Source organism: Nocardioides sp. GCM10023255 (assembly GCF_042653125.1).
Lineage (GTDB): Bacteria > Actinomycetota > Actinomycetes > Propionibacteriales > Nocardioidaceae > Nocardioides.
Window position 1 is genome coordinate 167332 of record NZ_JBHSHU010000002.1, and the last position, 14576, is coordinate 181907.

Sequence of the window (14576 nt, forward strand, 5' to 3'; positions counted from 1 at the left end):
AACGACCGGGCCGGGCCGCACCGGTGGCCAGGCACGAGGCGTGGCGTCGGCTCCCGCGCGGGGGGTCGCCAGAGGACGAACACCACGATCTCCCTCCCCTGATCAGCGCGTCCCGTCGGCCTGGGCGACTGGTGAGCCGCTCGCGGAGGGGCACGAGGCCCCGCGTTCCAGACTCTCCGGGCCACGGGTCGGGGTCAATGGCCACCGAGCCGTTTCCCCAAGATGAGTTCGGCCCCCGCCACAGTCAGTGCAGGATCCGGTAGAAGACGCGGGTGACCCGGCCGTTGAACTGGTCGGTCGAGGCCGGGAACAGCGATCCGTCCTGACCGAGCTTGCCGCCGATGGACAGGGGCGTGTCCTGCGGCCCGATGACGGGTCCGATCGGACCGCTCCTGCGGACCACCTCCCAGTCCGTCACCCCGTCCGGGCCAAGCGGGGCCACCGCCAGCCTGACGCCGTCCCCCCGTCGGGTGCAGCGCACGCGGTACCAGCTGCCCGGCTGCACGGGTGAGTGCGCCTTGAGCTCCACCTGGCCGCCCATCCCGCGGATCGCACACGTGACCACGCCGTGGTCCACCTGGATCTTGTACTGGCTCGGGCTCTCGAAGAGCCCCCGCTGCACCAGGTTGTCGCCGTTGTCCGACGACGAGCCGTCCGAGACCCGGTCGAGGTTGAAGTCCGCACCGAAGGTGAAGTCGGCCTGGTTGGGCCGGAGCGTGTCGTAACCACCGACGTTGGAGACCTTGATGATGGCGTACTTGACGCCCGCGGCGGAGTACGCCGGGAACCGGACCGCCTGCCCCCGCGGGGACCGGCTGGCCTCCACGGTGCCCGGACCGAAGGTGACCGCCTCGATCTTCAGCGGCGCCACCCCGGAGTTGACGAACTCGTCGATCCGTCCGCGATGACCGCGGGCCTCGTGGAACCGCAGCATCAGCGCCCGGTGGCGCAGGTCGATGCGCGGGCCGGCGGTCGGGGCGTCGGCGGGCGGCTCGACCTTCTCGGGCGCGACCGTGCCGGCCCCCTCGCTCTCGCAGCCCGTGAGAAGGAGCGCCGCGGCCAGCGCCGACGCTCCTCCCCTGGTCAACCACCGTCGGGCCCGGGGACGCCCTCGGCTTCGTCGCTGCTGATCCGTCATGGGCGACCTCTAGAGCCCGGGCCGCTCGATGCGGACCCAGTCGACCGCTCCGGCGTAGTAGTCGCAGGTGACCGTGGTGCCGTCGCAGTAGAGCTTCCCGCCGAGGAACAGCTCCTTGTTGTTGTTGATCGGCCCGAGCGTGCCCCTGATGAACTTGCTGATCGCGTTCGGCTCGCCGTAGTTGATCGTCAGGCGCACCCCGGTGGCGGTCTTCTCGCAGCGGATGGTGTGCCACTGGCCGTCCGAGATCTTGGTCTCGGGCCGCGGGTCGTTGACGAAGCCGATCGCACGGGAGACCCGGTTCGCGTCCTCGAAGTGGCAGCGCGGCCAGCCCTTCTTCATCGCGAGCTTGAAGTAGCCCCCGGTCTGGTTGTCCTGGCCCTTCTGGATGATGTTCGGGTCCAGGGCCCCGGTCTTCATCCGGATGGTGACGGCGTACGGCTGGGTGCCGGGATCGAGCCGGTCGTCGTCGGCCCAGGTGACCAGGCGGTTGGGGTTCACGACCCACCAGTCGCCCTTGAAGCGGTAGCCCCAGCCGCCGTTCGGCGTCGCCTCGTGGAGGACCACGTCCGGGCCGATCCTCCCGTCGAGGCCGTTGCCCGACGAGTCGACCATCAGGGTGCTCCCTGTCGTCTCGTTCATCTGCCAGTCGCCGACGGTCGACGCCGACGCGTGGGCCGGCATGAACCATGTGAGGCCGGCAACCACCGTGCCGACGAACGCTCCCCGTAGCAGGCGCATCTGATGCTCTTTCCCGTTGGTGGACGCGGCGAGGTGCCGCTGGGGCCCATCAAAGTCCCGGACGGGCGCGCGCGGGCCCACGGAAGGGATCGATCCCCGACATTGGTGATCTGCTGCCGGGTCGGTCTGGACCCTCGGCGCCCGCGGGCACGATGGTCGCCATGGTCGAGGACGGGAACGACATGGTCGAGGACGGGAACGACATCGTCTCGCGCGTGTGCTTCATCGGGGCCACGGGCCGCAGCGGCAGCACGCTGGTCTCGCGCGTCCTCGGCAGCCTGCCGGGGTGCTTCTCGGTGGGCGAGCTGTGCTGGGTGTGGACGTACGGCGTGCTGCGCAACCGCCCCTGCGGCTGCGGCGAGCCGTTCCTGGAGTGTCCGTTCTGGACCGGCGTGGGCAAGCGGGCGTACGGCGGGTGGGACCAGGTCGACGCCGTGGGGGCCAACGACCTGCGGCGCCGGGTCACCCGCAACGGCCGGATCCCCGAGCTGCTGGTCAAGCCGCTGGGGAGGACCGCCGAGGACGTGGACGAGTACGTCGGCCTGCTGGCCCCGCTGTATGCCGCCATCACCTCCGAGAGCGGCGGCGCGGTCATCGTCGACAACTCCAAGCAGCCCGAGGTGGCGCTCCTCGCCCGGCGTACCCCCGGCGTGGACCTCTCGGTGCTGCACCTGGTCAGGCGCAGCCACGGCGTCGCCTACTCGTGGACCAAGCACGTGACGCGCAGCGACAAGGCCGGCCGCGAGATGCTGCGCCGCGCGCCGAGCAGGACGGCCGCGGCCTGGCTGGTCGACAACGCGCTGTTCGAGACGATCGGCCGCACCGGCACCCCGCGCCTGCAGCTGCGCTACGAGGACTTCGTCGCGGCACCCCGGGCCCGGACCCGGGAGGTCTCGGACTTCCTCGGCCTCGACATCCCCGAGGACCAGATGCCGTTCCGCGGCGACACGGAGGTCGTGCTGGCCGCGGACCACAGCGTGTGGGGCAACCCGATGCGCCTGCAGACCGGCGTCATCCCGATGCGCCCCGACGAGGGCTGGCGCTCGGGGCTCCCGGCCGACCAGCGGCGCACCGTCTCGGCGATCAGCTGGCCCGGGCTGATGCGGTACGGCTACCTGCGCTGACCCGAAACCTGCTCGACGCCCCGTCGCCCGGCCCGGTATGACTGGGGCCCGGGCCGGCGAACAGCGTCGGCGGCCCGTCGAGGAGGTCCGAGTGTCCACGCAGGCAGAGCCGGTGCAGCCGCCCAAGGCGAGCGCCGGCGACAAGGTGGCGGTGCTGTCGCCCTCGTTCGCCGCGCCCGGGTTCGCGCCCGCGGTGCACGAGCAGGCCATGGAGCGGCTGGCGGAGCTCACCGGACTCGTGCCGGTGGAGTACCCCACCACGCGCAAGCTCGGCGCCTCGGCGCGCGAACGCGCCGACGACCTCAACGCCGCCTTCGCCGACCCGGAGATCCGGGCGGTGCTGGCGACGATGGGGGGCGAGGACCAGATCACCGTCGTACCCCACCTCGACGCCGACGCCGTCCGGGCGGACCCCAAGCCGTTCCTGGGCTACAGCGACAACACGAACCTGCTCAGCTGGCTGTGGACCCAGGGCGTCGCCGGCTTCTACGGCGGCTCCACCCAGGTCCACCTCGGTCCCGGGCCCGCGGTCGACGACGTGCACGCCCGGTCGCTGCGCGCGGCCCTGCTCACCGGCGAGCGGCTCGAGATCACCGAGCCCGGGGAGTCCGAGGACATCGGCAAGGACTGGCACGACCCCCTGGCGCTCACCGAGTACGGCGACCGGGAAACGACCGAGCCGTGGACGTGGGCCGGCCCGCAGCGGTCGGTGACGGGTCGCACCTGGGGCGGCTGCATCGAGGTGCTGCAGTGGGTGCTGACCGCCGGCCGGTTCCCGACGGACCCCGCGGTGCTCGACGGCGGGGTCCTGCTCCTGGAGACCTCCGAGGACCTGATCCCCGCGCGCGAGTTCGGCTGGATCGCCCGCTCGCTCGGCGAGCGCGGGCTGCTCGCCGCCGTGGACGCAGTCCTGGTGGCCCGCCCGCCCACCTCCGACTTCGAGGTGCGCCCGACGCCCCAGCAGCGCGCCGCCCACCGCGCCGAGCAGCGCGACGTCGCGATCGAGACGGTGCACCGCTACAACCCCGACGCCGTGGTGGTGACCGGCGTCCCCTTCGGGCACACCCGCCCGCAGTGGATCCTCCCGTACGGCGGCACGCTCACCGTCGACGGCACCGAGCAGCGGCTCTGGGCCGACTACTCGTGAGGCGCGCCTGGGCCGTGGCGGCCCTGCTGCCGCTCCCGCTCGGGTGTGCGAGCAGCTCCGGTGGGGGCGACTGCACCAGCCACTACGAACCCGTCGCCGACGCGGCGACGAGGGCCGCGCTCAAGCAGGAGCTTCTCCACGACGTCGACCCTCGGGTGCGCTCGCTGAAGGTCGTCGACGGGCGCGCGGACAAGATGACCGTCAACCTGCTCAACCGCAGGGACCGGGTCGTGATGTCGCTCGACATGTGGCAGCGCGACAACGGGGCCTGGACCGCCCAGCAGTGGTCGCAGTGCATCGACTGAGGTACGCCGGGGACCGAGCTTCACTTCCGGCTTGCGGGCCGCCTCTGGTTGCGGCGTTCGGCAGCGACGGGGGTACGCCGGGATCGGGCACGCCTCCCGGCTTGGGGGTCGCGGCGCTTTCGGCGCGCCGGGCGGAATGCCGCCCGAAAGTTTTACCTTCGGATTTCCCCCGGACCCCCGGATCGAGCCGTTTCCGGGGGGTGAGTGTCGGTGGTCAATGAGACCATGGACACATGTTCGAAACAGACGCCAACTGGGATCCGGTCGAGGTCGACGACCTCGACGCGGACGGCGTGCTCGAGCTCCTCGAGATCCGCCGGCAGGGCGCCCGTGCCGAGGAGCGCGGCAAGCTCCGGCTGGCCCTGCAGTGGGCGGTGCTGCACCCCGCCACCGTCGACACCGGGGTGGCGACCTGGGGCGGCCCGAGTGTCCTGCTGACCGACGAGTCCCTGGGCGGTGATGGCACGCCGGCGGTGGCGGCGTTCGCCCCGGAGCCGGTCGCCGCGACGCTGGGGATCTCCACCCAAGCAGGTATGGCGCTGATCGCCGACGCGCTGGACCTGCAGTTCCGGCTGCCCCGGATCTGGCGACACGTGCAGGCCCTGGCGGTGGAGCCGTACCGGGCCCGGCAGGTCGCCCAGGCCACCCACCGGCTCTCCAAGACCGGAGCCGCGTACGTGGACGAGCAGCTCGCCCCGCGGTTGTCCTCGTGCGGGTGGAAGGCGGTCGAGACCACCGTGGCGCACGCGATCGCCACGTTCGACCCCGACCTGATCGCCCAGAAGGAGAAGAAGGGCCGCAACGGGTGGCACGTCACCCTGCGGCACGACCACCCCGGCCGGTTCGACGGCACCAGCTACCTCGACGTCGCCGGCGACACCCTCGACCTGACCGCCTTCCACGACCTGGTCTGCGACCAGGCCGCCCAGCTCAAGGCCATGGGCGACCAGGACGACCTCGAGATCCGCAAGGCCATGGCCCTCGGCGTCATCGCCGCCCAACAGGCCACCCTCAACCTCCTCTCCGTCACCGACCAGAACCCCGGACAGGCCACCGACCAGGCCACAGCCGTGCCGGCCAAGCCACGGCCGCCCAGGACCCGGCTCTACCTCCACCTCTCCCTGGCCGACCTCGCCACCAGCTGCCCCACCACCGAGCCCGGCGCCGCCACGAGCGGGACGGTGACCGGCACGATCGAGCGGCTCGGCCCCGCGACCCTCGACCTGATCAAGGACTGGGTCGGCCGCTCCCGCGTGACCGTCCAGCCCGTCATCGACCTCGCCACCACCGCCGCGGTCGACCAGCACGACCCGCCCCCGTGGATGGCCGAGCTGGTCATCCTCCGCGACGGCCACTGCGTCTTCCCCTGGTGCCAGATCGACGCCAGACGATCCGACCTCGACCACATCGAGCCCTACGTCCCGATCGACGACGGCGGACCACCGGGCCAGACCGCACCCGACCGGCTCGCCCCACTCTGCCGGCGACATCACCGCTGCAAGACCAGTGGCCGCTGGCGCTACCGACGCAGACGCGACGGCACCTACGAATGGCACGGCCCCCACGGCCGCAGCTATCTCGTCACCCCCCACGGCACCATCCGCCTCGACACCAACTAGCCACACCGGACAGCACCCGCAGGCCCGACCACCCGGCACCCACCGGGCGATCAGGCCTGCCGTGCTGCCCTGCTCCACCACCGGGAGCTGAGCCGCGACCTACGACGCGGACGACCGGCGCCGCCGCTTGAGCACCGACCCCAGCGCCGCGAGCTCGAGCGCATCGGCGCTGCGCCGCGCGAGGGCCAGGTAGGTGAGGGTGCCGAGCGCGCCAGCGACCAGGAAGGCCACGAGGTCGACGCCGAGGAGCGCGCGCACCGTGCCGACCACGACGCCGAAGCTGACCAGGCAGATCACGAGCGCCGCCTTGGTCCCCTCCCCCAGCGGGTGCATGGAGAGGTGCCGGTTGACCTGCCACAGCGGCAGCAGGTTGTTGACGAGGATGGCGGCCGCCCAGCCGAGCGCGGCGCCGGTGATCCCCAGGTGCGGCACCAGCAGGAGGTCGAGGCCCACGTTGGTGGCCAGCGCGAGGCCGGTGTTCATCAGGCTCAGGCCGCTGCGTCCACCCATGAGCAGCATCGAGTCGACCGGACCGCAGGCCGTGGCCACCAGCATCGCCGCACAGAGGATGCCCGCCGCGACGGCGCCGCGCTCGTAGCCGGGGCCGAAGATGCTCAGCAGCAGCGGCGAGAACTGCATGGCCATCAGGTAGATCGGCCACGACACCAGGGTCAGCCACGCGGTGGTCGTGCGGTAGACGGTCTCGGCGCGGGCGTTCTCACCGAGTGCCAGGAACTCGCTGATCTTGGGCGTCATCACCTGCTGGATCGCCTGCACGAACATCAGCCCGAGCACGAGGAACCGGGTGGCCGCGGCGTACACCGCAGCGTCGGCGGGCCCGCGCAGGGCACCGACCACCAGCACGTCGACGCGCTGCAGCGCCACCGTGAAGACGCGCGAGGCGGCCCGCGGCGCGGAGAAGCCCCAGAACTCCCGGCCCAGCGCCGCCCACGGGGTGGCGGCGCTCGCGCGGTCGCCCCGGCGGGCGTCGATCCTGCGCAGCCGGCGCAACACCCAGGCGGCGACCACGACCAGCATGGCGAGGTACGGCGCCGCCCAGGCCATCACGACCATCGCCACCGAACCGGACACGACGGCCGCGGTCCCGGCCGCGCCGGTCTCGAGGGCGTTGCGTCCGATCTTCTCGACGAACACCAGGGGCCGGATGGAGTCCAGACCCCGGCTCGCCGACATCGTGATCGCGTAGACGACCGCGACCGGCACCCAGGGCAGCATGACGAGGAGAACGTCGTGGAAGGCCGCAGCATGAGCCCCGTCGCCGGTGATGAGCCGGCTGAGCGGGTCGGCTAGGAGCAGCAGCGCCACGCTCAGCAGCACGCTGAAGACGGCCGCCGGGACGACGGCCAGCACCAGGTAGCGGCGCAGGTCGGGCCTGCGGTCGAGGACCAGCGCGCGCGGCAGCGAGCGCAGGACGCCGGTGTCGGCGCCGATCGTGCCGACGTTGAGCAGGATGGTGAACAGCGCGGTCGCCTGGAAGAAGAGTCCGGCGTCGTCCTTGGCCAGGCTGCGCGTGATGATCACGGGCAGCACCAGGTTGAGTGCCGCCGCGACGACGCTGCCGGCCAGGTTCAGGCTGCTGCCCCGCGCCAACCTGCGCAGGTCCGACGTACGCCCGTCCGGGCCCGCCTGCGCGGGCTCCACGCTCGTCACCCGGATGCCCCCCTCACGATGGGATCGGTCCCGGCCGTGCACGGCGCACGGCCGGAACCATCCTCATCGAGGTCAGGGGCGTTCGACCCGAACCCAGTCGATCTGTCCCCTGAAATAGTCACAGCCGACGTCGGCCGAGGCGCAGTCGACCTTGCCACCGATCGAGAACGGCCGCTTGTTGTCGATGTTGCCGATCGTCCCCCTGATGAACTTGGTGGCCGAGTCGGGCTGGCCCGGGTCCATCGTGATCCGGACGCCGGTGGAGGTGCGCTCGCACCGCACGACGTGCCAGGTGTTGTCGTTCGCCTTGAGCGAGGTCGGGCCGTCGACGAAGCCGATGGCCTTGGTGTGCCCGGCGCCGTCGCGGAAGTGGCAGCGCGGCCAGCCGCTGTGCAGCACCAGCTTCCAGTAGCCGCCCGACTGCCCGGACTGGCCCTTCTGCACGATGTTCGGCTCCGAGGCCGCCGTCTTGAACCGGATGGTCACGGCGTAGGCCCCGGTGCCGGGATCCAGCTTCGAGCTGTCGGGCACCGTGACGAGCCGCCCCGGGTCGTACCCGAACGACGGTCCGGGGAAGTTGTAGGCCCTGTTGCCCCCACCGAGGTCGATGCCGACCATGACCTTGTCCCCGATGTTCCCGTTCAGCCCGTTCCCCGACGAGTCGGACATCGCTGTCGGCTTGCTGCCCTCGTTCATCTGCCAGTCGGCGACCACCTCGGCCGACGCCGCTCCCTGCACCAGCAGTGCGAGTACGACCGCGGCCGGACCGACGATCCCCCGTGTCAGACGGTTCATGAACCCTCCCGAGCATGTGTGTGTCCGCCCATCACAGTTGGCATCGGTCGGAGCGGCATCAGCCATATCGGGGATAGGTGCCCTGCACGCCCATCCGGACGGCCGACGCGTACCTAACATGAGTCGCCACTTCGACCCGAGGAGACGACGTGTCCCCCAGCCCGACCGCCGGCCCGAACGCCGGTGTCACCGCCGTCATCGCCACCCGGAACCGCCCGGAGCTGCTGGCCAAGGCGGTCGACGCGGTGCTCGCGCAGGACTACGACGGCCCGATCGAGGTGATCGCGGTGTTCGACCAGGCCGAGCCGGTCGGGGACCTCGAGCGCAGCGGCACCCACCGCTCGGTGCGCGTGACCACGAACGCGCGCACACCGGGGTTGCCGGGTGCCCGCAACACCGGCATCGCGCTGGGCACCCACCCGCTGGTGGCGTTCTGCGACGACGACGACCTGTGGCTGCCCGCCAAGCTGCGCGCCCAGACCGCGGCCATGCAGGCGGCCGGCGCGGGCGCGTCCGTCACCGGCATCCGCATCCACTACGGCGACAAGGTGCGGCACCGCAGCCTCGCGACCCCGCTGCTGCGCCACGCCGACCTGGTGCGGGACCGGGTCACCGCGGCGCACCCGTCGAGCTACCTGGTCGAGCGGTCCGTCGTCGACGCCGCCGGCCCGGTGGACGAGACGATCCCCGGCGGGTACGCCGAGGACTACGACTGGCTGCTCCGGGTCGCCCGGCACACCGACATCGCCTGCGTGACCGAGCCGATGGTGGAGGTGCTCTGGCACCCGGGCTCGTTCTTCACCCGGCGCTGGGACACGATCGACGAGGCCCTGACCTACCTGCTCGACAAGCACCCGGAGATCGCCGACGACCCGCACGGCGCGGCGCGCATCCACGGCCAGCAGGCGTTCTCGCTGGCCGCCCGCGGCATGCGGTCGCAGGCGTGGTCGCAGTGGCGGACCACGGTGCGGGGCAACCCCCTCGAGCGCCGCGCGCTGGCCACCCTCGTGGTGCTCAGCGGCGTGATGAGCGCCGACCGCGTGCTCCACGTGGCCAACAGGTTCGGCCGCGGCATCTGAAGCTGGAGCCCTGCTGATCGGCGCTTCGTCAGCGCACCGAGCGACAGAACTGTACGCGCAAGTAGGTGTTCATCTGGCGTGCCGCCGCCGTTGGCGCCCCATCGAGCTGGTCCCGCCGCGTCTGGTCGGCCCACGTGGTGTTGCCATCCGCCACGTCGTCACACACGGTGACGATTGCCGCGGCGAACAGCTGCGCCTGCTCGTACGACAGCGGCGTTCCCGGGGACAGGCCGTATCCAGTCGCGTCGGCGATGCGTCCCAGCGTCACCACCATCTCCTCGGTGACTCCACGGCGGTCCAAGTACTCGGCCGTTTCCGCGTCGCCGCGCGCCTGAGCGCTGTCCCTTCCGCCATCTGCCTCTTCGCCGGTCTTGCCGGTCTTGCCGGCCTGCCCCGTTTGTGCGGCCGCGTCCGCGCGGGCGACCTCGCGGTCGTAGGCGGTGAACTGGTCGGGGCACTGCTTGTGCGCGGACTCCATGAGCTCTCCGAAGGTCTGCGACGACGTGTACCCACGGGCAATCTCGCGAAGCCGCTGCCGGTTCTCCCTCGGGGTTTCGCTCGGGTGGAACCACCATTGCGCGCAGATGGCGTCGACCGGACCATGTGTTCCCTCGAGGGGCGCGCCATCGTGCCCGGCACATCCGGCCATCAGCCCGCCGACCAGAGCGCAGACGAGGGCCCAGGACACGACACCCGGTCTTCCGCAGGAGATGCTCATGCCCCCAGATCGTGCCCCAGGTGCCCGCCACCCCGGCAGCGCGCCACGGCGGACGAGAGAAGGCAGTTCGTGCCGCCTTCCACTTCGTTCAACGGATCGAGACGTACACCGGCGCCAACTGCCTCCACTCGTGCACGGGAGCCATGTCTCGGCAGTCCCAGGTTCGGCCGCGGCATCTAGTCCCGGACGCGCCGCCAGGAGGGCGTGCGGCCCCACCAGCGGGCCAGCTCCTCGTCGTACGGCGCGTAGTGCTCCTCGAGCCGCAGCCGCAGCTCGTCGGAGAGCGGCGAGCGCTGGCGCGCGTTGTGCTGCTCGAACACGATGTCGCGGCACGGAGCGAGCCCGAGGAAGCGGCGCACCTCGTCGAAGACCGGCTCGGGGTCGACGAAGAAGTCGCCGCTGTCCACCACGCACAGCCGTTCCCGGCCGACGAGGTGCTCCAGCGCGCGCAGCTGCTCGATGTACTGCCCGCGCGTCACGTAGGCGTGGTGCTGCCAGTGGAAGCTGTCGTAGCCGGGCTCGGCCATCAGCCGCTCCCGCTCGCCCGCGATCCGGCCGGGCTCGGCCGCCAGCGCCTGCTCGAAGTCGAGGTCCTCGAAGCCGCGCGCCTTCTCGTGGCTGTGCCCGGAGTAGGCCCGCACGACCGGGTCGCGCAGCAGCACGACCAGCTTCACGCCGGGCAGGTCGGCGGCCAGCCGTTGCCGGGCGAGCGGGTGGAACATGTAGTACGGGCTGGACTCCCCGGTGATGACCGGCCGCCCGCGGCCCTTCGCCCAGCCGGTCGCGACCAGCGGGAAGTGGCCGCGGTACCACCGCTCGCCGCGGTCGTAGGACTTGTCGAAGTAGTGCACGCCCTTGCGCAGGAACGGCCGCACCACGTCGGGGTGCTGCATCAGCGTCTTGAACATCGAGGTGGTGCCGCAGCGCTGGGCACCCACGATGAGGAAGTCCGGGGTCATCCGCAGGGGTGCGGTGATCTCCAGGGTCGCGTCGGAGAGCCGGCGGGCCTGGCGCCGGGCCAGGAGAGCCGCGCTGCTGTGCTCGTTACGGGTCATCAGGTCGGTCACTGGTTCTCCCCCACTGGCCGGCTCACGGGGCCGGCACGATGATCTGGTCGAGTCGGACGAGCTTGAAGTCCTGGTTCCCCGCACCCGGGGTGGTGTTGCCGTTGTCCTGGCACACGAAGAGCCCGGCCGGGAAGGCGGGCCCGAGCGGCCCGGCGTACGCCGCCACCCCGTCGGTGCGCTCGCAGCCGTCGGCGCTGGCACCGGTCACGACGTCGAAGGAGCCGAGGTAGGCGCTGCTCTCGCGGTCGTAGACGGCGAAGTAGGAGTTGTTCGGGTCCGCGCCGTTCTGCGCCGAGGCGATCAGGTAGCCCGAGGAGGCCCCGGTCTCGGCCAGGGCGAGCCCCTCGATGTCGTAGGCGAGGTGGCCGTCGGGCCGCACCGCGTCGACCATCACCCGGGCGCTCCCGTCACCGGGCTCCGCGCCGTACTGCCACAGGGCGACGTCCTCCTCGGAGACGTAGAGCCGACCGGTGGCGTCGTCGGCCACGCAGCCCTCCGCTTCCGAGCCGACCTCGAACTCGCGCACCAGCGTGCCCTGCAGCAGCCCGTCGCCGTCGCCGTCGCCGATCCGGTACTCCCGCACCCGACCGCCCCGGGTGATCACGAACGCGTAGAGGTCGCCGGAGACCGCGCTGTGGTAGGCACAGACCCCCTCGCCCCCGTTGGTCGGGATCGACCCGGTGCCGCCGCCCACGGGCTCGAGGAGGTGGGTGGCGGCGTTGACGGCGAAGGGGCGCAGCCCGTTGTTGTAGGCGATCACGACGTCGAGGGTGCGGCTGCCGACGGTCACGCCCTGCCGCACGTCCACGTTGCCCCAGAACGACGTCGAGGTGGTGATCCGCTGCACCCGGGCCCCGGTCAGGTCGTAGACCTCGAGAGCCCCCTGCTTGTCGTTGCCGATCACCAGCGAGGCCGCCGGGTCGGCCGGGTCCACCCAGATCGCCGGGTCGTCCGCGGCGTCGCCCGTGTGGAGGACCGGCTCGGTCTCCGCGACGGGTGCCACCTGCCCGACGACCACCGGTCCGTCGGAGACGGTCACGGCGTGGGTCACCGACGCGGTCGCACCATCGCCGTCGGTCACGGTGAGGACGACGTCGTAGCTGCCGGGCGCCGGGTAGTCGTGGTCAGGAGCGGCACCGACACCGGTGGTGCCGTCGCCGAAGTCCCAGTCGTACGACGCGACGGCCCCCTCCGCGTCGGAGGAGGTGGAGGCGTCGAACGAGCAGCCCAGCCCGCCGCAGGTGCTGGTGAACCGGGCGACCGGCGGCTGGTTGCCGGTCGAGGGCGGCAGCACCACCGACCACGTCGTGGCTGCCGTCGTGCTGGCACTCGAGGTGGCCGCCAGGTCGCCGTAGCTGCCCGCCGCGGCCGGGCCGCCGGTGTCGGCGAGCAGGCTGACGATCCGGCCGGACCCGGAGTTGGCCGCGGCACCCCGCGGGGCGACCCCGGCGGGCGGTGTCCAGGAGCTCGCGGACGCGGACTTGCCGGCCCAGTACGACGCCACCCAGGCGTCCTGCGGCGCGGAGACCACCGGCGTGCGCCGGACGGTCGAGGTGGTGGTGGCCGCGCTGGAGACCACGGTGAGCGGGCCGGGGTCCACGCCGCGGTACGCCGCCAGCTGGATCGTGCCCTTGGTCGACGCGCTCAGCGGGACGTCGACCCGCGCGCCGGCGTCTCCCGCGACGGCGACCTTGGACCAGACGAGCGTCCGCATGGTCCGGGCGGAGCGGTCCCCGTCGAGCGACCAGGTCCCGCGCGTCGGCGAGGAGACGGTGCGGTCCGCGGCGGCCAGCGAGAGCAGGAGGACCAGACGGTCACCCGGCTGGACCGACGAGGGGACCACGATCCACGGCGACGAGGTGTTCCGGCTCGCCGCGCTGTCCGCGACGTACGAGACGGTGGAGGTCGCCGCCTCCGCCCGGCCGGCTCCCCGCTCCCCGGGGACGGCCGCGGGCGCGAGCAGGCCGACGAGGACGAGCAGAGCCACGACGAGCGTCGCCCGCATGCATGCCTCCCCTACGCGTCACCGGCCGAAGGCTCCAACGTAGGTGCGCCCGCCCGGTCGGGCGGCCGGGCTGGGGGGCAATCCCCCAACTTGGTGAGCACACACGTGCGCGCCCGGGCTCCGCCCGGGCGCGCACCTGCTTGGTGGGGAGGGAGAGATCAGTAGTTCTGGACGACGTCCTTCCAGGCGGTCTTCGACGTGGTGTCGTGGAGCCGGTAGTCGAAGCCGACGTAGCTGTCGAAGTACGTCGCGAACGTGGCGCCGTTGTTCCGCGCGTAGTTCGCCATGCCCTTCAGCCACGTGGCGCGGCCCTGCTCACCGCCGTCGGAGCCGATCACGGTGCTGCCGAACTCGGCGATGCCCCACGGCTTGCCCACCTTCGCCGCGGCGTCCGCAGCCGGCTGCAGGATGTTCTGCGGGTCGCGGTAGACACCGCTCTTGCGACCGGTGTTGTAGCAGTCGAAGCCGAGCACGTCGATGGTGCTGTCGCCCGGGTACCAGTCCTGCCAGTTGCGGCCGGAGTGCGGGTTGAGGCTCCAGCACATCAGGATCAGCGTGGACTTCAGGCGCGGGTTGTTCGCAGCGTTCGCCAGCTTGTCGATGTGCTGCCAGGCGGCCTTGTACTTGGCCTTGTCGACCGAGTCGTTCTCCGGCTCGTGCCAGTAGCTCCAGTTGGTGCGGTGGTCGGTCGGGGCGTCGGCGAACCACTGCTTGAGCTGGGCGTCGTACTTGCCCGCGAGCACAGCGGCCGGGTCGGCCCGGAAGGAGACCACCAGCGGGGTGTTGTGCACCTTCTGGTTGAGCTTCGACCAGGACGACGGCAGGCCCGGGAAGAAGTAGCGGATGGCGTCCAGCGAACCGCCGTACGCGTTGGTCACCCGCTGGTAGGCCTGCTCGTAGCTCTCGCCGGCGTTCTCGTAGATGGTGCCACCGAACTTGGTCTTCGTGTCGTCGGTGGTGGCCGTGGCCGTGGACTTCGTGGCTGCGCTCTGGTCGGCCGTGCTCGCGAACGAGCCGGAGGCGAAGGCCGTGGTGGCCATCGCTGCGGTCAGAATCAGTGCGGAGACCCGGGTGGTGACCCGGAGGCTAGAAAGTCGCATGAGGTTGCGGCTACTCCTGAACTCGATATGTAGTTCTGGCGCTCCCCGCGCAGACCCCGGAACCTAC

Annotated in this window: 13 protein-coding genes; 5 read left to right on the top strand and 8 right to left on the bottom strand. The window is 71.7% G+C overall.

The window, feature by feature from the left end; all coding sequences use genetic code 11:
* Positions 1–244: 244 nt before the first annotated feature.
* Together ACFO9I_RS03125 and ACFO9I_RS03130 are read right to left on the bottom strand one after the other, a co-directional pair.
* Complete coding sequence (locus ACFO9I_RS03125) at positions 245–1087, bottom strand: LamG domain-containing protein (RefSeq protein ID WP_379177692.1); 843 nt, start codon at positions 1085–1087, stop codon at positions 245–247.
* A 60-nt stretch (positions 1088–1147) separates the two neighbouring features.
* Complete coding sequence (locus tag ACFO9I_RS03130) at positions 1148–1879, bottom strand: LamG domain-containing protein (protein WP_379177693.1); 732 nt, start codon at positions 1877–1879, stop codon at positions 1148–1150.
* Between the two features lie 161 nt (positions 1880–2040).
* On the opposite strand from ACFO9I_RS03130, the gene ACFO9I_RS03135 reads away from it, so the two are divergent.
* The 4 genes from ACFO9I_RS03135 to ACFO9I_RS03150 all read left to right on the top strand — a co-directional run bounded on the left by ACFO9I_RS03135 (position 2041) and on the right by ACFO9I_RS03150 (position 6074).
* Positions 2041–3003, top strand: a complete 963-nt coding sequence (locus tag ACFO9I_RS03135; RefSeq protein ID WP_379177695.1) for a hypothetical protein — start codon at positions 2041–2043, stop codon at positions 3001–3003.
* A gap of 91 nt (positions 3004–3094) precedes the next feature.
* Positions 3095–4150 (top strand): S66 family peptidase, encoded by a 1056-nt coding sequence (locus ACFO9I_RS03140; RefSeq protein WP_379177697.1) that lies wholly within the window; start codon positions 3095–3097, stop codon positions 4148–4150.
* The gene (locus ACFO9I_RS03145) at positions 4147–4455 is read left to right on the top strand and encodes a hypothetical protein (RefSeq protein ID WP_379177699.1); all 309 of its coding nucleotides are present in this window, start codon (positions 4147–4149) and stop codon (positions 4453–4455) included. The genes ACFO9I_RS03140 and ACFO9I_RS03145 overlap by 4 nt, the downstream gene beginning before the upstream one ends.
* A 233-nt stretch (positions 4456–4688) precedes the next feature.
* Positions 4689–6074, top strand: a complete 1386-nt coding sequence (locus ACFO9I_RS03150) for an HNH endonuclease signature motif containing protein (protein ID WP_379177701.1) — start codon at positions 4689–4691, stop codon at positions 6072–6074.
* A 99-nt stretch (positions 6075–6173) separates the two neighbouring features.
* On the opposite strand, the gene ACFO9I_RS03155 is transcribed toward ACFO9I_RS03150, so the two are convergent.
* Together ACFO9I_RS03155 and ACFO9I_RS03160 are read right to left on the bottom strand one after the other, a co-directional pair.
* Positions 6174–7745 carry a lipopolysaccharide biosynthesis protein gene (locus tag ACFO9I_RS03155; protein WP_379177703.1) on the bottom strand — a complete coding sequence of 524 codons (1572 nt, stop codon included), beginning with the start codon at positions 7743–7745 and terminating at the stop codon, positions 6174–6176.
* A 72-nt stretch (positions 7746–7817) separates the two neighbouring features.
* A complete protein-coding gene (locus tag ACFO9I_RS03160) occupies positions 7818–8540 on the bottom strand; it encodes a LamG domain-containing protein (RefSeq protein WP_379177705.1) in 723 nt (240 codons plus the stop codon).
* 149 nt (positions 8541–8689) lie between these two features.
* On the opposite strand from ACFO9I_RS03160, the gene ACFO9I_RS03165 reads away from it, so the two are divergent.
* On the top strand, positions 8690–9619 hold the full coding sequence (locus ACFO9I_RS03165) for a glycosyltransferase family 2 protein (RefSeq protein WP_379177707.1): 930 nt from the start codon (positions 8690–8692) through the stop codon (positions 9617–9619).
* A 28-nt stretch (positions 9620–9647) separates the two neighbouring features.
* On the opposite strand, the gene ACFO9I_RS03170 is transcribed toward ACFO9I_RS03165, so the two are convergent.
* The 4 genes from ACFO9I_RS03170 to ACFO9I_RS03185 form a co-directional block, all read right to left on the bottom strand.
* Positions 9648–10337 carry a hypothetical protein gene (locus ACFO9I_RS03170; RefSeq protein WP_379177709.1) on the bottom strand — a complete coding sequence of 230 codons (690 nt, stop codon included), beginning with the start codon at positions 10335–10337 and terminating at the stop codon, positions 9648–9650.
* Between the two features lie 176 nt (positions 10338–10513).
* Entirely contained in the window at positions 10514–11404 is an 891-nt protein-coding gene (locus tag ACFO9I_RS03175) for a sulfotransferase domain-containing protein (RefSeq protein WP_379177711.1), read from the bottom strand.
* A 22-nt stretch (positions 11405–11426) separates the two neighbouring features.
* The gene (locus ACFO9I_RS03180) at positions 11427–13409 is read right to left on the bottom strand and encodes a phytase (protein WP_379177713.1); all 1983 of its coding nucleotides are present in this window, start codon (positions 13407–13409) and stop codon (positions 11427–11429) included.
* 158 nt (positions 13410–13567) lie between these two features.
* Positions 13568–14449 (bottom strand): glycosyl hydrolase, encoded by an 882-nt coding sequence (locus ACFO9I_RS03185; RefSeq protein ID WP_379177715.1) that lies wholly within the window; start codon positions 14447–14449, stop codon positions 13568–13570.
* Between the last annotated feature and the right edge of the window lie 127 nt (positions 14450–14576).

What these genes read in the sequence shown, in the direction of transcription:
- ACFO9I_RS03130 (WP_379177693.1), bottom strand. Translation starts at nt 1,879, where the DNA reads ATGCGCCTGCTACGGGGAGCGTTCGTCGGCACGGTGGTTGCCGGCCTC.
- ACFO9I_RS03135 (WP_379177695.1), top strand. Translation starts at nt 2,041, where the DNA reads ATGGTCGAGGACGGGAACGACATGGTCGAGGACGGGAACGACATCGTC.
- ACFO9I_RS03150 (WP_379177701.1), top strand. Translation starts at nt 4,689, where the DNA reads ATGTTCGAAACAGACGCCAACTGGGATCCGGTCGAGGTCGACGACCTC.
- ACFO9I_RS03160 (WP_379177705.1), bottom strand. Translation starts at nt 8,540, where the DNA reads ATGAACCGTCTGACACGGGGGATCGTCGGTCCGGCCGCGGTCGTACTC.
- ACFO9I_RS03170 (WP_379177709.1), bottom strand. Translation starts at nt 10,337, where the DNA reads ATGAGCATCTCCTGCGGAAGACCGGGTGTCGTGTCCTGGGCCCTCGTC.
- ACFO9I_RS03180 (WP_379177713.1), bottom strand. Translation starts at nt 13,409, where the DNA reads ATGCGGGCGACGCTCGTCGTGGCTCTGCTCGTCCTCGTCGGCCTGCTC.
- ACFO9I_RS03185 (WP_379177715.1), bottom strand. Translation starts at nt 14,449, where the DNA reads ATGGCCACCACGGCCTTCGCCTCCGGCTCGTTCGCGAGCACGGCCGAC.